Source organism: Amycolatopsis sp. CB00013 (assembly GCF_001905755.1).
GTDB classification, from domain to species: Bacteria; Actinomycetota; Actinomycetes; order Mycobacteriales; family Pseudonocardiaceae; genus Amycolatopsis; species Amycolatopsis japonica.
In genome coordinates this window covers 902,294-918,825 of record NZ_LIWC01000002.1, presented here as the reverse complement: position 1 = coordinate 918,825, position 16,532 = coordinate 902,294, and the positions used below count along the sequence as shown (strand labels likewise).

Here is a 16,532-nt window from a genome sequence, read left to right as displayed (position 1 = left end):
CATGGGGGATCTCAACACCGAACTCGCCGAGCTGCGGGAGTCCGTCGCGAGCCACGTTCCGGCGGAGGTCGCCGAGGTGCTCAAGGCCGACCGCGCGACGTTCGTGGGGGTGGTCGCCGAGGCGGCCGCGAAACCGGGGACGCCGATGCCGGACCTCGCGCTGCCGGACGCCGGTGGCGATCGGGTGCGGGTCGCGGACGGGCCCGCGGTCGTGGTGTTCTATCGCGGCGCGTGGTGTCCGTACTGCAACCTGGCGCTGCGCACGTATCAGCAGGAGCTGGTGCCGGAGCTGGAGAAACTGGGCGTGAAGCTGGTCGCGGTCAGCCCGCAGCTGCCGGACGGCTCGCTGTCCACAAAGGACCTGGAGTTCGCCGTGCTGTCCGATGTGGACAACGAGCTCGGACGCGCGCTCGGCATCACGTTCCGGCTGGCCCCGGAGACGAAACCGGCGTTCGACACGCTCATCGGCGACGTCGAGAAGATCAACGGGGCGGCGGAATGGGAGCTGCCGTATCCGACCGTCCTGGTCGTGGACGGCGAAGGCGTCATCCGGTACATCGACGTGCACCCGGACTACACCACGCGCACCGACCCGGCCGACGTCCTGGCCGCGGTGAAAGGCCTGTAGAAGTACATGAAGGCCCCCTTCCTGTACCTAGGCGCAAGGAAGGGGGCCTTCATGTACTGAGGAACTACCGGTTAGCCCGATTCACGGCCGAGACGACGGCCCGCAGCGAAGCGGTCACGATCGACGGGTCGATCCCGATGCCCCAGTACACCCGGTCGGAGATCGCGCACTCGATGTACGACGCCGCGCGCGCGTCGTCGCCCGGCGAGAGCGTGTGCTCGCTGTAGTCCAGCAGCCGCAGGTCGAACCCGACGGTCGACAGCGCGTCGAAGAACGCCGCGATCGGGCCGTTCCCGCGTCCGGTGACCTCGTGCTCGTCGCCCTCGACCCGCACGGTCGCGGTGATGTCGTACTCGCCGTCGCCGTTGTCCCGGACGTGCTGGCGCACCAGCTCCAGCGGCGTCTTCAGCTCCAGGTACTCGGCCGAGAACGCGTTCCACATCGTGGCCGGGTCGACCTCGCCGCCCTCGGTGTCGGTGTGGCGCTGGACGACCTTCGAGAACTCGATCTGCAGGCGCCGCGGCAGGTCGAGCTGGTGCTCGGCCTTCATGATGTAGGCGACGCCGCCCTTGCCGGACTGCGAGTTCACCCGGATCACGGCCTCGTAGTTGCGGCCGATGTCCTTCGGGTCGATCGGCAGGTACGGGACCTCCCACGGGTGCTCGTCGACCGGCGTCCCGACCTTGTCGGCGGCGGCCTTCATCGCGTCGAGGCCCTTGTTGATCGCGTCCTGGTGGCTGCCGGAGAACGCGGTGAACACCAGGTCGCCCGCCCACGGGCTGCGTTCGTGCACCGGCAGCTGGTTGCAGTATTCGACGGTCCGCTTGATCTCGTCCATGTCGGAGAAGTCGATCTGCGGGTCGACGCCCTGGCTGTACAGGTTCATGCCCAGCGCGACCAGATCGACGTTGCCGGTGCGCTCGCCGTTGCCGAACAGGCAGCCCTCGATCCGGTCCGCGCCGGCCCGGAAGCCCAGTTCGGCGGCGGCGATGCCGGTGCCGCGGTCGTTGTGCGGGTGCAGCGACAGGATCACCGAGTCACGGCGGTCCAGGTTGCGGTGCATCCACTCGATCGAGTCGGCGTAGACGTTCGGCGACGCCATCTCGACGGTCGCGGGCAGGTTCAGGATCACCGGCTTCGCCGGCGTCGGCTGCCAGATCTCGGTGATGGTGTTGCAGACCTCGAGCGCGTACGACAGTTCGGTGCCGGTGTAGGACTCCGGCGAGTACTGGAAGCGGAAGTCGGTGTCCGGCTGCTTCGCCGCGTAGTCGACGACCAGCTCAGCGGCCTGCGAAGCGATCTTCGTGATGCCGATGCGCTCTTCGCGGAACACGACGCGACGCTGCAGGATCGAGGTCGAGTTGTAGATGTGGACGATCGCGCGCGGCGCGCCTTCGAGCGCCTTGAAGGTGCGCTCGATCAGCTCCGGGCGACACTGGGTCAGCACCTGGATGCTGACGTCGTCCGGGATGGCGCCCTCGTCGATGATCTCGCGGACGAAGTCGAAGTCCGTCTGCGACGCCGCCGGGAAGCCGACCTCGATCTCCTTGTAGCCCATGCGGACCAGCAGGTCGAAGAACTTGCGCTTGCGCGCGGGCGACATCGGGTCGATCAGGGCCTGGTTGCCGTCACGCAGGTCGACGGCGCACCACAGCGGCGCGCGCTCGATGCGCTTGTCCGGCCAGGTGCGGTCGGGCAGGGCGATGTCCTCGACCAGGTCGTACCAGGGGCGATAGCGGTGTACCGGCATCGAAGTGCCGCGCTGGGTGTTCCACGAAGCCTGCTCGGAAGGCGCAGGACGGGTGGGCTTGCGAATGCTCATGAGGGGACGGTTCTCCTGAAGAATCGGGTGCGACGACCGGCACCACGAAGCCCCGCGACGGGGAGCCGGTCCGATCAGGCCCCGTCGCGGCAGCGAAGCAGGAGAGCTCGAGCCACGACGCCACCTTAACCGCGCGATCTCCCGAAGGGAAACCCGGGCCGCGATCGAACCGTGACCACAGTGGCGCCCATTCGGGTTACTCACGGGTAGCAATCGGACCAGGCGGCGTGCCACACTGCCCGGCATGGGCGAGCACGCTGAAGAGAAGGAAACCGCTGATCAGGCGACCAGGCGCAAGGTCGACTGGCGAGCGGGCGGCAGCCGCGCGGCCGGCGTCCTGGCGAGCGTCGTCCGCTGGGTCGGCTTGATCTTCGCGGCCATCCTGGTGCTGCACGTCGTCTTCGTGATCGGCGAGGCGAACCCGGACAACGGCATCGTGTCCTTCGTCCGCGGCTGGGCCGACGGGTTGCTGCTGGGCTTCAAGGATCTCTTCATGCCCGAAGACGCCAAGCTGCGCGTACTGGTCAACTACGGCATCGCCGCGATCTTCTGGATGGTCGTCACCGGGATCCTCGCGAAGATCATCCGGCGTGTGGGCGGTTCCGCTTAGTCTCGGAGCATTACGCTCGGAAGATGTTCGCGCGGGCGGTGCCCTACGAGATCGTCGCGATCGGGGCTTCGGCGGGCGGAGTCAAGGCACTCCTCACGGTGCTCAAGGCCTTGCCCGTGGACTTCCCGGTGCCCGTGGTCATCGTCCAGCACCTCGATCCCCACCACGACACGGTGCTCGCCGAGCTCCTCGACCGGCGGTCGCGGTTGCGGGTCAAGCTGGCCGAGGACGGCGACGTGGCCGAGCCCGGTACCGCCTACATCGCCCCGCCGGACCATCATCTCCTGGTCGGGCCCGGCGGAGCACTCCGGCTGTCCCGGCGGGACAAGGTGAGATTCGTCCGGCCGTCGGCCGATCTGCTCTTCGAATCCGTCGCGGTGGCCTGCGGTGCCGCGGCACTGGTCTGCGTGCTCACCGGGACCGGTTCCGACGGCTCGGCGGGCGCGAGGGCGGTCTCGTCGCGTGGCGGTACCGTGGTCGCCGAAGATCCGAGTACCGCGGAATTCAAAGGCATGCCACAGGCCGTGCTGAACGCCGTGGCGGTCGATCTGACGCTGCCGTTGGAGGGGATCGCGGCCGCGCTGGTGGCCCTGATCGAAGGAACGAGATCGCTGTGATCGTGCATGCCGGTGGGTCCGACGACGAGCGTGAGCTGGAATCGCTGCTGACGTTCATCAACGATTCCCGCGGATTCGATTTCACCGGGTACAAGCGGACGTCGCTCGGCCGCCGGATCCGTAAGCGGATGCAGACGGTGAACTTCGAGAAGTACGCGGATTATCGGGATTTCCTGGAAAGCAACGCCGACGAGTTCCAGGAACTCTTCAACACGATTCTGATCAACGTCACCGGTTTCTTCCGCGACCCGGCGGCGTGGGAGTACCTGCGGACGGCCGTCGTCCCCGGCTTGATCGCCAAGGCCGACCCGGACCAGGACATCCGCATCTGGAGCGCCGGGTGTTCGAGCGGCGAGGAGGCCTACACCCTCGCGATCATCTTCGCCGAACACCTCGGGATCGAGGCCTGCACCAAACGGGTCAAGATCTACGGCACCGACGTCGACGAGGAAGCCCTGCGCGAGGCCAGGGCCGGCGTGTACTCCCTCAAAGCGCTGGAAAAACTTCCCGACGAGGTGAAGTCGAAGTACTTCGAACCGAACGGCGCCTTGTTCGCCTTCCGCCGCGACCTCCGTCGCCGGGTGATCTTCGGCAGGCACGACATCACCCGTGACGCCCCGATCTCGCGGGTCGATCTGCTCGTCTGCCGCAACACCCTGATGTATTTCAACGTCGAAGCGCAGACGAAAATCATCGAGCGGTTCCATTTCGCGCTCAACGAAGGCGGTCACCTTTTCCTCGGCAAGGCCGAGATGCTGCTCGCCGACGGTTCCCGGTTCGAGGTCACCGACATGCGCAACCGGGTGTTCCGGATCCAGAACGGGGTGGGGTCGGCGAAGTCGGCGCGATTCGACCTCTTGCCCGCTTCCGAGGCGGGAAGATTCAATCGGCGTCAGGTGGTCGAACTGGCCTTGGCGTCCTCACCCGATTCGGTGCTGGTCATCGACCGTGACGGCACGGTCGCGTTGATCAACGGCGCGGCGAGGCTGCAGTTCGGGCTTTCCCCGGACAAGGTGGGCACGTTGTTCGGGGAGCTCGAGATCTCCTCTCGGCCGATCGACCTCGGGTCCATGGTCGACAGAGCCCACAGCGAGCGACGGAGTGTCCGGGTCAACGCCGTGCGATGGGACAAGAACGACGGTGAGGAACGGTATTTCGACGTCATCGTGAAGCCGCTGCTCACCAGTGACGGCGAGGACCTCGGCGTCGCGATCACCCTCATCGACACCACCGAGGCCACCCGGCTCCAGCAGGAGGTCAAACGGGTGCAAGAAGATCTCGCCACGGCCTACGCGGAACTCCAGTCGACCAACGCCGAACTGGAGACCGTCAACGAAGAACTCCAGTCGAGTATCGAGGAACTCGAGACGACGAACGAGGAACTCCAGTCCACCAACGAGGAGCTCGAGACCACCAACGAGGAACTCCAGTCGGGCAACGAAGAACTCGAGACGATGAACGAGGAGCTGCGGATCCGCACCGCCGAGCTGGACGAGGCGCGCACCTTCCTCGAAGGGGTGCTGTCCAGTGTCGCCGCCGGAGTGGTCGTGCTCGACAGCGATCTCCTGGTGCGCAGCTGGAACCGCGGCGCCGAGGACCTGTGGGGGATGCGCGCCGACGAGGTCTACCGGACGGATTTCTTCACGCTCGACTTCGGCCTGCCGACGGACGGGCTCCGCGACATGGTCGAGATCTGCAACGAGACCGGCCATCGCGCGCTCCCGGTCGAGACCGACGCGGTCGACCGGAAGGGCAGGCCCTTCGCCGCCTCCGTCAGCTGTTCGCCGCTGGGCGGGCCGGGAAGTGGCGTCGTGCTGCTGATGGAGAAGCGGCGGGAGTGAGGTCGTCGCCGTGGGGGATCAGGTCTGCGACCGTCAAGCGGCGGCTCATCAGCCGTTCGGACAAATCGCCGATCCGCATGTTGTGACTGCGGGCGTACCGCCGCAGCACCCGGAACGCGCCCTCCGCGCTGACTTCCAGCCGGGCGGACAGCAATCCCTTGGCCTGTTCGATGATCACCCGGCTCGACAGCGCGCCCTGCAGCTGCCGTGAGGTCGTGGTCAGCCCGCCGATCGTCCGGTGGTTGAGCATGGCGATCGTCGCGACGTCGGCGAGCGCGCTCGCGATGCTCAGCTCGGTCGGCGGCAGCGGCGTCGTCTCCGTGGTCAGGATCGTCACCGCGCCGAGCGCGTCTTCGCGGCGGCTGAAGGGGAACGCGTGCACCGACCGATAGCCGAGGGAAAGCGCGGCGGGGGCGAATCTGCTCCAGCGTGACGTCGCTTCGTCGAGGAGCACGTTGACGACCGGCTTCCCGCTCGCCTCGCTCTCGACGCCCGGCCCTTCTTCGGCGAACAGATCGCCGAGCGGTGGTGCCTCGAGTCTTTCGTCGGTGTCCACCACGACGTGGCGGTCGCCGGAGGCGGTCAGATGCACCGACGACGAAGCGATCAGCTGGGTGTATCGATCCGCCACGCAGAGCCAGTAATTCGCCGGATCCAACGCGGGGACGAGAGTGTCCGCCAGCTCCACCAACGTGTCGGCGACCCATTTTTCGCGATTCCGCATCAAAAATCGGCCTTCCTTGGGGGCAGCCAACGCTAGTCCTCTCGCCGCGGTCACGGAAGCCGCCCCACTCAGCCATCCGGGTCACATCCGCGGGGCGGTCGCGGGCGTACTCTCGCCTCATGTGGGACGGCACCGGTGGCCGGTACGACCAGTCGGCCCTGCGGGAACTGGTCGAGGCCGAACGAGGGCGTGCGGATCGCGCCGCGGGGGTGGCCTTACGGCACGAAATCCTCATGGAAACGGCCGTCGAAACCATGCGACCGTTCCACCGGAGGATGGCGGAACTCCATCGCGCCACCGAGGGCAGGCACCGGGCGGCGGCCGATCTGCACGCGGGCTACGTCGCCGCGGTGAAGGACTGGGCCGCCGGGCGGGCGGACGTCCCGCCGGCGTTCCTGGCCGCGGTCGCCGAGAACGCCGGCGTCCGGAGCCTCGCGGTGACCTTGTTCAGCAGCCCCGGAACCGCGGCTGTCGTCGTGTCCGATCCCGTCGCTGCCAGGGCGAACGACCTGGAGTGCGTCTTCGGTGAAGGGCCTTCCCGGGAAATGCCCGGAGCGCCCGGCGTTTGCGCCGAGTGGGAACTGTCGAACCGGTGGCCCCGGTTCGGGCCCGCCGCGAAGGAACTCGGGGTCCGGGCGGTGGTGTCGGCCCCGCTGGGGCTGCGTGAAGCGCCGCTGGGCACCCTCACGGCATATCGGCCCGAACCCGAACCGGACGCCGAAATCGCCCGTTCGACGGAACTGGTGGCCGACGCGCTCACCGCCACCGCGTTGCATCCGGCCACCCGGCTCGACGCCGAAGACGGGCTCCCCGTCCATCCGTTGTTCGGTGACCTGGACCTCGAGGTCGTGGTGCATCAGGCCACGGGGATGGTCATGGCCACCCAGGGTTGCACCGCTTCGGACGCGCTCGCCCTCATTCACGCGCGTGCCTACGCCCTGGACGAAAGTGTCATCGAAGTCGCCAGGACGATCGTGAACCGGACGTCGACGCTCAGCTGACACCGAGCCTTTCGTAGGCCTCGACGGCGGCTTTCGGGTCGTCCGCCTGGAATTTCACGACGCGGACGGTCTCGGTCGCCCCGAGTGGCCGGGTCACGGTGATCGGCTCCCGCAGTTCGGCGACCAGGTTCGTCTCGTAGAAGTTGTCGTGACGTAGCCAGGTTTCGTCACGAAACGCCTTCGCCTTGGCGGGATCGTGGCTTTCCTTCAGGTGCCGCAGGGCGACGATGTTCTCCCTCGGGATCCGCACGTCGTAGAACGAGCTGTAGCGCACTCGCACTTCGCGCGACGAGATCACGTGCGGCCGGACGACGGTGCCGGCGTAGACCCCGAACACCAGCAGTGCCGAGTACACGCCGAGGACGAGCAGCAGGATGTCGACGACGAGACCGAAGTCGATCAGCCAGAAGAGACCGGCTTCGAAGGCGCTCACCACGGCCAAGACGATGAAGATCGGCTTGCCGCCCGAGCCGTACGGCACCGCGACGGCGTCCCCGTCGATGCCGTCCTTCCGGCGGCCGAGATACAGCCAGAGTCCGGCCATCGTGCGTGACTCGTTGCGGATCAACGCGCGAACTGCCCCCATAACCCCAGGTTAGCGATCGAACCGAGTCAAGATCTTCACCGCGTCGGCTGATGCCGGGTCCTTCGGGGTGTAGATCTCCAGCCGGTGGTCGGGGCTGTCGGGCTGGAGCCACACCTGATAGTCGACGCCGAGCGCGCCGACCGTCGGATGCCGCAACCACATGGCGCCGACCGTGCAGTCGGCGACGTCACCGGTCGCCCAGAGCGTCGCGAACTCGTCGCTGTGCATGGTCAGCTCGCCGATGAGCGCGGCCAGCCGGGCGTCGGTCGGATGGCGACCGGCGGTCAACCGCAGATAGGCGACGTGGACGCGGGCGAGCTCGGCCCAGTTGTCGAACAGGTCCCTGGTGAGCGGGTCGAGGAAGAACATCCGCGGCACGGACGGCCGCCGCGCGGGATCCGACGGCGAGCCGAAGTCGAGGTGTTCGGCGGTGAGCACGTGGCCTGCGCGGTTCCACGCGAGGACGTCGCCGCGCCTGCCGAGCACGACGGCGGGCACGGTCTCGCCGAGATTCTCCAGCAGCGCGAGCACCCGGGGATGCGGTTCTTCCGGGCCGGGGTCGGACAGCTTCGGGAGCGAGGACCTCCGCGCGAGGTTGTGCAGGTGCGCGGTCTCGACGTCGTCGAGCCGCAGCGCGCGGGCGAGCGCGTCGAGCACCTGCTGTGACGCGGTCTCGGCCAGTCCTTGTTCCAGCCGCGTGTAGTACCCGGCGCTCACTCCGGCGAGCTGGGCGAGCTCCTCGCGACGCAGTCCGGGCACGCGGCGAGAGGTGCCGTAGGTGCGCAGGCCGATGTCGGCGGGAGTCACCCGGTCACGACGGCTTTTGAGGTACACGCCGAGGCTTTCCATGACTCCGAGCCTAAGTACTTCGCCCGCCGCGTGGGTGTACCCGCGAGGTGTACCCATGGCACGGGGATGGCGGCGGTTTCGAAGCCGGTACAGCGTCAAGGGCATGACACGACAGCACACCCGCGCCTGGTTCGGCCTGCTGGTGATCCTCTGCCCGGTGTTCCTGGTCTCGATGGACGGCTCGATCCTGTTCCTCGCGATGCCCAGGATCAGCCAGGCCCTCACGCCCACGGCCGATCAGGCGCTGTGGATCCTCGACGTCTACGGATTCGCGGTCGGCTCGCTGCTGATCGCGTTCGGCGCCATCGGCGACCGGTACGGACGGCTGAAACTGCTGATGATCGGCGCCGCCGTGTTCGGCATCGGCTCGGCGGGCGCGGCCTTCGCCCCGAATCCGGAAACGCTCGTCGCCTTCCGCGCGCTGATGGGGCTCGCGGGCGCGACGCTGCTGCCGTCCGCGCTGGCCGTGCTGAGCGAACTCTTCCCCGATCCGCGACGACGGGCACGCGCCATCGGGATCTTCGCGGCCGCGTTCGCCGCCGGATTCGCGATCGGCCCGGTCGTCGGCGGGATCCTGCTGGAACGCTTCCCGTGGGGCTCGGTCTTCCTGGTCAACCTGCCGGTGATCGCGGTGTTCCTGGCGCTCGCGCCGGTGCTGTTGCGCGAGGTGCGGACCGCCGGGACGGGCCGGGTCGACGTGCTGAGCGTGGTGCTCTCCGCCACCGGTCTCCTGCTCGCGATCTACGGGATCAAGCACGCGGCCGCCGACGGTCTCTCCGTCTTCCCGGTCGCCTCCGCGGTCGCCGGCGCCGTGCTGCTGACGTGGTTCGTCCGGCGGCAGCGCGGTCTGGAGCATCCGCTGATCGAGTTCTCCCTGTTCCGCGACCGCGTCTTCACGATCGCGATCGTCACCGGGTTGGTGCCGTTGGCCGCGTGGTCGGCGGCCGCGTACCTGTCGGGGATCCACCTGCAGTCCGTACTCGGCCTGCCCGTCCTGCACGCGGCGCTGCTGGCGCTGCCCGGCGCGGCCGTCCTCACGATCATGTGCGTCGTCACGCCCGCGCTGGTCGACCGCGTCGGCAAGCGAACGGCGCTGGTCGCCTGCCACTTCTTCATCGCCGCCGGGCTCGCGCTCCTGCTCATGACCGGGGTCACGGGCGGGGCGGGCTGGTACGTCGCGTCGACGGTGGTCGCCGGGATCGGCTACGGCATCTCGTTCAGCGTGGTGGCCGACACGGCCGTCGCCGCGGTGCCCGCCGAACGGGCGGGAGCCGCGGGCGCGATCGCCGAGACCAGCAACGAGATCGGCAACGCGCTGGGTATCGCGCTCATGGGCTCGCTCGCCGCGCTGGTGTTCCGCCTGGCGGGACCGGATCTCGCGCCCACACTCGGTGAATCCCTCGAAATCGCGCCTGCGGCCGCTCTTGACGCGAAGGAGGCCTTCGTCGCCGGCCTGCACACCGCCGTGGCGGTGCTCAGCCTGCTGCACGCCGGGCTAGGGGTTCTCGCTCTGCGATGGCTCCCTCACCCGGAGAAGGCACTCGTGCCCCAGGCGTCGGCGTAGGCGAACTCGGCCAGGGGAATCCGCTCGCGTGGCGCCTTCTCGCGCTCGATCCGCCAGTCCTCTTCGAGCACCGACGGGTCCGCGGGGTGGCCGACCGCGATGGCGACCTTGGGGACGACGTCGTCAGGGAGGCCGAAGAAGTCCTTCGCCGCTTCGGCGGAGAAGCCCGCCATCTGGTGTGCGATCAGGCCGAGGTCGACGGCCTGGAGCACGAGGTTCTCGCTCGCCAGGCCCAGCCCGTACTCGGCGTACGGGACGTCGCCCTTCTCGTTCGTGGTCACCATCACGCCGATCAGCAGCAGCCCGGCGCGATGGGCCCACGCGCGGTTGCCCGAGTTCAGCGTCGAGAGGATGCGGTCGAACGACGGCATGCCCCGCAGGCCGACCAGGTAGCGGGCGGGCTGCGTGTTGCCGAACGACGGCGCCCAGCGAGCCGCTTCGAGCAGCGCGCGGAGCTGGTCTTCGGACACCGTGGCGGCCTCGTCGTAGGCGCGCGGGCTCCACCTGGCGGCCATGATCGGCGCGATCGGGGTACTCGTTCGGGCGGGTTTGTGCATTGGCGGACGATAACAAGGGGTGCTCTCCGTCACTAAAGTGAAAGCCCTCCGACTATTTCGTTGGTGTTAAGGAAGATTTACTTCGGGAAGTCCTCTATGTGGTGGTCAGGACCACTTACGAGGGTGGCGGGCGTGCGTGACCCCGGTAGGCTTTCGCCCAAATAAGGGACGCGGGGGCTCCTCGGTGCCCACGAGGAGCACGCCCGGCCCGTCGAGGAGGTTCGGGCGTGGCCCTCGTGGTCCAGAAGTACGGCGGTTCGTCGCTGGAAAGTGCCGACCGGATCAAACGCGTCGCGGAACGCATCGTCGCCACCAAGAAGGCGGGCAACGACGTGGTCGTCGTCTGCTCCGCCATGGGCGACACCACCGACGAGCTGCTCGACCTGGCTCAGCAGGTCAACCCGGCTCCGCCGGAGCGTGAGATGGACATGCTGCTCACCGCGGGTGAGCGCATCTCCAACTCGCTGGTGGCGATGGCGATTTCGGCCCACGGCGCGGAGGCCTGGTCGTTCACCGGCTCGCAGGCCGGCGTGGTGACGACGTCGGTGCACGGCAACGCACGGATCATCGACGTCAGCCCCAGCCGCGTGACGGAGGCCCTCGACCAGGGCTACATCGCGCTGGTGGCCGGTTTCCAGGGCGTGTCGCAGGACACCAAGGACATCACCACCCTCGGCCGCGGCGGTTCGGACACCACCGCCGTCGCGCTGGCCGCGGCGCTGAACGCCGACGTCTGCGAGATCTATTCCGATGTGGACGGTGTGTACACCGCCGATCCCCGGGTCGTGTCCGACGCACGCAAGCTCGACACCATCGCCTACGAGGAGATGCTGGAGCTCGCCGCGAGCGGATCGAAGATCCTGCACCTGCGCTCGGTGGAGTACGCGCGCCGCTACGGCGTCCCGATCCGAGTCCGTTCTTCCTACAGTGACAAGCCGGGCACCACGGTGACCGGTTCTATCGAGGAGATCCCCGTGGAACAAGCGTTGATCACCGGTGTGGCGCACGACCGCTCCGAAGCCAAGATCACGGTGACCGGCGTACCCGACACCACCGGTGCCGCCGCCCGGATCTTCCGCGTGATCGCCGACAACGAGATCGACATCGACATGGTGCTGCAGAACGTGTCCAGCACGTCGTCGGGCCGCACCGACATCACCTTCACCCTGTCGAAGGCCAACGGGGCCAAGGCCGTGCAGTCGCTGGAGAAGATCAAGGACGAGATCGGCTTCGAGTCGGTCCTCTACGACGACCATGTCGGCAAGGTGTCGCTCGTCGGCGCGGGGATGCGTTCGCACCCCGGTGTCACGGCGACGTTCTGCGAGGCGCTCGCGCAGTCGGGCGTCAACATCGAAATCATCAACACCTCGGAGATCCGGATCTCGGTGCTCATCCGGGACGCGCAGCTCGACGACGCGGTGCGCGCGATCCACGAGGCGTTCGAACTCGGCGGTGACGAAGAAGCCGTCGTCTACGCGGGGAGTGGTCGCTGATGTCGGAAGGTTTGCGGGTAGGCGTGGTCGGGGCGACCGGTCAGGTCGGCGGCGTCATGCGCCGTCTGCTGGCCGAACGGGGTTTCCCGGTCGCCGAAATGCGGTACTTCGCTTCGGCGCGGTCCGCCGGTTCGAAGCTTCCTTGGCGTGACGGGGAAATCGTCATCGAGGACGCGACGACCGCGGATCCGTCCGGTTTGGACATCGCGCTGTTCTCGGCGGGCGGCTCGACCTCCAAGGCCCAGGCGGAACGGTTCGCCGCCGCCGGTGCAACGGTGATCGACAACTCGTCGGCGTGGCGGATGGACCCGGACGTCCCGCTGATCGTCAGCGAGGTCAACCCGGAGGCGGTCAAGGAAGCGCGCAAGGGGATCATCGCGAACCCCAACTGCACCACCATGGCCGCGATGCCGGTGCTCAAGCCGCTGCACGCCGAAGCGGGCCTGGTGCGGCTGGTGGCCAGCACCTACCAGGCGGTCTCCGGCAGCGGGCTCGCCGGCGTCGAGGAGCTGGAAGGCCAGCTCGCCGCGGCCGCGGCGAACGCGGGCGCCCTGACCCACGACGGCGCGGCGGTGACCTTCCCCGAGCCGAAGAAGTACGCGCGGCCCATCGCGCACAACGTCCTCCCGCTGGCCGGGTCCATTGTGGACGATGGCGAGTTCGAGACGGACGAGGAGAAGAAGTTCCGCAACGAAAGCCGCAAGATCCTGAGCATCCCGGAGCTGCGGGTCTCGTGCACCTGCGTGCGGGTGCCGGTGTTCTCGGGGCACTCGATCTCGATCAACGCCGAGTTCGCGCAGCCGCTTTCCGTCGCCCGCGCGACCGAACTGCTGACCGGCGCGCCCGGCGTCGAGCTGTCGGACATCCCGACCCCGCTGCAGGCCGCCGGGCAGGACCCGTCGTACGTCGGGCGGCTGCGGACGGACCCTGGCGTCGACGGCGGTCGCGGCCTGGTGCTGTTCCTGTCGAACGACAACCTGCGGAAGGGCGCGGCGCTCAACGCCGTGCAGATCGCGGAACTGGTCGCCGCGAACTCCTGACCCGTGCCATGAACGGTCCTTTCCTTGCAAAATTTGCGAGGAAAGGACCGTTTCTTGCATCCGCTGAGCCGCCTTCAGGGCATGAGTGTCCACAAGGGACGCCTGCACGTGGTGAAATGAACGATTGATCACCATATGCACGGTTTCGCGCGGGGGTCGTGAGTGGAAATGAGGGTTAGAACGACCATTGCCACTCACGACCCCTCGGTGAACCACTCAAGTCGGGCACACGGGCCGACCTGGAGTTCCTTGTGGACGGTGGCGCTATGATCGGTCCCGTGGGCACTCCCGGCTCATGTCACGAGGTCCTTGGGGCGACCGTCTGTCCGTGAAGGCCTCCTTCCCTACCTCAAGGTAGGGAAGGAGGCCTTCACGGACAGACGGCTAACGCATCCAGAGGACTAAACGCGCGCAGCACCCGCGCAGGCCGCATACCGCGTAGCGAGGAACTCGCCCCGAGGATCCCCGCTGTAGGACCAAACCCCGCCGTCCGCCCGCGTGCCCAAGTGCCGGAACTGCTCGACGGCCTCGTCGAACCGCCCGTTCTCCACCAGCGCCTTCGCCAGATACGCCCGGTCTCCCCGTTTCTCCGGGTAATCTTCGCCGTCGAGCAACGCCAGGATGCCGTCGAGCGCGCCGGACACCCGCGGGGAACGCCACGCGGGAACGTCCTGGAACTCGGCTTCGTGCGCCGCGACCAGCAGCAGCGGCGCCAGGTTCGGCGACTCCGCGGCCGCGGTCTCGGCGAACTCCCACATCAGCTCGTTCGAGCCGAACCACTTCGCGCACCAGTACTGCAACGCCCGTGAGTGCGCGCCGCGGTGCCGCGGGTCGCGGGCGACGAGTTCCGCCCAGACCTTCCGGTACTCGTCGTTCTCGTATTGCCGACCCATCGCGATCGTGAGCGCGGTCACCCACGGGGTCGGGTCTTCGGGAGCGAGCCCGGCCGCCTCGTGCACGGCCTCCTCGGCCCGCTCCAGCACCCGGAAGAACGCGGCGAACTGCTCTTGCGTGACATGCTTCGCCTGCAGCGAGCTGCGCACTTCCCAAGCCACGTCCACCAGGGACGCCGCGTTGACGAGCGCCGCGCCCGGGTCGCCGGGGCGGGCCTTCCGCCACGCGCGCAGCCACTCGTCGTCCTTAGCGGCGGCCTCGCCGAGGGCGCCGGTCACCTGATCGCGGCGAGACCAGTTCCCCCGGGTCGACGCCAGCAGCGCGGCGGCGCCTTCCCAATCGCCGCGGGAGGTCGACTCCTGCACGGCGAGGATCTCCCCGTCGGTCCAATATTCCTTCGCCGACACCTCGCCGTCGGCCGGGAGACCCCAGCGGGTGACGTCCGGGATCCTGCCCTTGAACTTGGGCTTCTCCGGCGGCAGCAGCGCGGCGAACTCTTCGGGCGTCAGCACGTTCTTGAGTTCGTCGATTTCGACGCCACGTCGTTTCGCCTCTTTCATCATGGCGAAGACGGCCTTGCGTTCACGGGATTTGAGCAGCCAAAGCATGGGAACTCCTTAAGAGCGAACAAGTGTGAGAGTCGGCCGGTAGCCGGCGGGCACGCCGGCGGCCGTCAGCAGCGCACGCAGCGGGGCGGTGTCGGATTCGGCCGCGGTGGCCTGGTCGAGCGCGGGCTCCAGCCGGTCCTCCAGCGGCTCGTCCACGGTGAACGGCGCCGGTCCGGACCACGAAAGCGACCATCGTCCCGCGCCGACGTCGGTGAGCGCCGCGTGGACGACGACCGCCAGCCGTCGGCGGACCGAGACGACGGCGAACTCCCGGCGGGCGCGCGGGCCGGCACCGGCGGGCGGCGCCGCGTCCGGATCGGCGAGCTCCTCGTGCCTGCCCGCGTCGAGGAGGTCCAGCGCCATGTCGAGGGTGCGTTCGCCGAGGACCTCGGCGGCCGCTTCGGCGGCGGCGTGACGATGGCCGATGGCGACCAGCGACTGCCAGTCCGTCCGCCGTTTCGTGTGCGCCTCGTCGGAGAAGACGGTGAACAGCGCCTCGTCGAGCATCTTCTCGGCGCCGGTCAGCAGGTCGGTCGCCGGACGTTCGCCGCCGGGGCGGACCGGGATCCGGGTGCCCGCTTCGAGCGTCGCGACCCGCTCCCGAGTGGCCGGATGCGTGTCCCATCGCGAGGTCTCGTCCTCCGACGGGTTCCGGCGCATCTCGTCCATCTGCTCCGCCCTGGTCGGGTCGGTGAGCAGTGCGCGGTAGCCCTCGCCGAACCGGTCCGGGAGATACCCCGCGTCCCAGCCGATCGCTGCGTAGTTGTTCATGAAGAACCGCCAGGTGACGGCCAGCGCTTCGATCTCGCGCAGGGCCGAGGTCGCCGCGTCGGTGCCCGCGAGCCGTGCCGAGACGGCGTCGGCCGCGAGCTCCTGAGCCCGGCAGACACTCATAGAGACGACGAAGTACAGCTTCGCGTACTGCTTGAAGAGCCAGCCGACGAAGCGTTCGAAGTAGCCGTCGCGGTCGAGGCCGTTGACCACCCGCGCGATCGACTTGCGCCCGCGATAGGTCAGCGCGGCGAAGCGGGTGTCCTTGTTGCTGTAGTGCCCCAGTTCGTGCGCGAGCACGGCGCGGAACTGGTCCTGGCGCAGGCCCATGATCAGCGGGACCCCGATGATCATGCGGCGGCGCAGCACCCTCAGCCCGAGCCACGAGGTGCGCTCGGTGACCGCGGCGTTGACGTCCGGATCGAGGTAGATCTCGTCCGGCGGCCGGGTGCCCGCCTCGGCCGCCAGTTCCCGAACCAGCGCCCAGAGGGCGGGTTGGGACTCCGGCGTCACCTGGACGCCGGGTACGTCGTCGTCGGTCACCCGCTCGACGGTGAGCAGGGTCTTCAGCAGGATCCAGCCGACCGGAACGGTGATGATGCCGAGCTTCACCGCCGCGATGACGTTGTGCCGCAAGGCCAGTACTTCGAGTGTCACGATCCCGCCCACGAAGGCGAGCACGAGCAGCGGGAACCCCGCCAGCAGGACGGCAGCGAGCAGCCCACGAAAAGACTTCACTGTGAAACGGACCTTCCCCAGAGTTGGTGTACCCCCGACACCGAGCGCTCATTGTGCCCGAAGCGCCTCGCGCGGCCGATCACTTTTCGAATACGATCGAAGACTTCGGGATGAACATCACCCCGGCGCGCGTCGTCGCATGTGGACTGTCCATTGTGGAGCGGATAATTGCCTTGTCCGGTTCGCCCG

Annotated in this window: 15 protein-coding genes; 8 read left to right on the top strand and 7 right to left on the bottom strand. The window is 68.2% G+C overall.

Annotated elements, in window-relative coordinates; genetic code table 11:
• Position 1 precedes the first annotated feature (1 nt).
• Entirely contained in the window at positions 2 to 628 is a 627-nt protein-coding gene (locus AMK34_RS14390; RefSeq protein ID WP_038521152.1) for a peroxiredoxin-like family protein, read from the top strand.
• A gap of 64 nt (positions 629 to 692) precedes the next feature.
• On the opposite strand, the gene leuA is transcribed toward AMK34_RS14390, so the two are convergent.
• Positions 693 to 2,450, bottom strand: coding sequence for a 2-isopropylmalate synthase (gene leuA / locus AMK34_RS14385; protein WP_073845720.1), 1,758 nt, complete (start codon positions 2,448 to 2,450; stop codon positions 693 to 695).
• 244 nt (positions 2,451 to 2,694) lie between these two features.
• On the opposite strand from leuA, the gene AMK34_RS14380 reads away from it, so the two are divergent.
• From AMK34_RS14380 to AMK34_RS14370, 3 genes are read left to right on the top strand one after another with little or no spacing between them, the layout of a single operon-like run.
• A complete protein-coding gene (locus AMK34_RS14380; protein WP_073845719.1) occupies positions 2,695 to 3,060 on the top strand; it encodes a hypothetical protein in 366 nt (121 codons plus the stop codon).
• Positions 3,061 to 3,083: 23 nt separating this feature from the next.
• Positions 3,084 to 3,677: a chemotaxis protein CheB gene (locus tag AMK34_RS14375; protein ID WP_073845718.1), complete on the top strand. Its 594-nt coding sequence runs from the start codon at positions 3,084 to 3,086 to the stop codon at positions 3,675 to 3,677.
• A complete protein-coding gene (locus tag AMK34_RS14370; RefSeq protein ID WP_083649861.1) occupies positions 3,674 to 5,518 on the top strand; it encodes a CheR family methyltransferase in 1,845 nt (614 codons plus the stop codon). Before AMK34_RS14375 ends, AMK34_RS14370 begins: the two co-directional genes overlap by 4 nt.
• Here AMK34_RS14370 and AMK34_RS14365 read toward each other — a convergent pair.
• On the bottom strand, positions 5,451 to 6,242 hold the full coding sequence (locus tag AMK34_RS14365; protein ID WP_083649860.1) for an ANTAR domain-containing protein: 792 nt from the start codon (positions 6,240 to 6,242) through the stop codon (positions 5,451 to 5,453). The genes AMK34_RS14370 and AMK34_RS14365 overlap by 68 nt on opposite strands.
• 119 nt (positions 6,243 to 6,361) lie before the next feature.
• Between AMK34_RS14365 and AMK34_RS14360 the strand changes: the two genes are divergently transcribed.
• Positions 6,362 to 7,243 (top strand): GAF and ANTAR domain-containing protein, encoded by an 882-nt coding sequence (locus tag AMK34_RS14360; protein ID WP_073845715.1) that lies wholly within the window; start codon positions 6,362 to 6,364, stop codon positions 7,241 to 7,243.
• On the opposite strand, the gene AMK34_RS14355 is transcribed toward AMK34_RS14360, so the two are convergent.
• Together AMK34_RS14355 and AMK34_RS14350 are read right to left on the bottom strand one after the other, a co-directional pair.
• Positions 7,236 to 7,829 (bottom strand): hypothetical protein, encoded by a 594-nt coding sequence (locus AMK34_RS14355; protein ID WP_241832770.1) that lies wholly within the window; start codon positions 7,827 to 7,829, stop codon positions 7,236 to 7,238. The two genes, AMK34_RS14360 and AMK34_RS14355, sit on opposite strands and share 8 nt — an antisense overlap.
• A 9-nt stretch (positions 7,830 to 7,838) precedes the next feature.
• A complete protein-coding gene (locus AMK34_RS14350) occupies positions 7,839 to 8,678 on the bottom strand; it encodes a helix-turn-helix transcriptional regulator (protein ID WP_073845713.1) in 840 nt (279 codons plus the stop codon).
• Positions 8,679 to 8,781: 103 nt separating this feature from the next.
• Between AMK34_RS14350 and AMK34_RS14345 the strand changes: the two genes are divergently transcribed.
• Entirely contained in the window at positions 8,782 to 10,242 is a 1,461-nt protein-coding gene (locus AMK34_RS14345; protein WP_073845711.1) for an MFS transporter, read from the top strand.
• Here AMK34_RS14345 and AMK34_RS14340 read toward each other — a convergent pair.
• The gene (locus AMK34_RS14340; protein WP_073845709.1) at positions 10,203 to 10,799 is read right to left on the bottom strand and encodes a nitroreductase family protein; all 597 of its coding nucleotides are present in this window, start codon (positions 10,797 to 10,799) and stop codon (positions 10,203 to 10,205) included. The two genes, AMK34_RS14345 and AMK34_RS14340, sit on opposite strands and share 40 nt — an antisense overlap.
• 227 nt (positions 10,800 to 11,026) lie before the next feature.
• Here AMK34_RS14340 and AMK34_RS14335 point away from each other — a divergent pair, with 227 nt between their 5' ends.
• The gene (locus AMK34_RS14335) at positions 11,027 to 12,292 is read left to right on the top strand and encodes an aspartate kinase (RefSeq protein ID WP_037334984.1); all 1,266 of its coding nucleotides are present in this window, start codon (positions 11,027 to 11,029) and stop codon (positions 12,290 to 12,292) included.
• Positions 12,292 to 13,332, top strand: coding sequence for an aspartate-semialdehyde dehydrogenase (locus tag AMK34_RS14330; RefSeq protein ID WP_073845707.1), 1,041 nt, complete (start codon positions 12,292 to 12,294; stop codon positions 13,330 to 13,332). Before AMK34_RS14335 ends, AMK34_RS14330 begins: the two co-directional genes overlap by 1 nt.
• Positions 13,333 to 13,733: 401 nt before the next feature.
• Here AMK34_RS14330 and AMK34_RS14325 read toward each other — a convergent pair whose 3' ends face one another.
• Complete coding sequence (locus tag AMK34_RS14325; protein ID WP_073845705.1) at positions 13,734 to 14,834, bottom strand: DUF4034 domain-containing protein; 1,101 nt, start codon at positions 14,832 to 14,834, stop codon at positions 13,734 to 13,736.
• A gap of 9 nt (positions 14,835 to 14,843) precedes the next feature.
• Complete coding sequence (locus AMK34_RS14320) at positions 14,844 to 16,343, bottom strand: M48 family metallopeptidase (RefSeq protein WP_073845703.1); 1,500 nt, start codon at positions 16,341 to 16,343, stop codon at positions 14,844 to 14,846.
• Between the last annotated feature and the right edge of the window lie 189 nt (positions 16,344 to 16,532).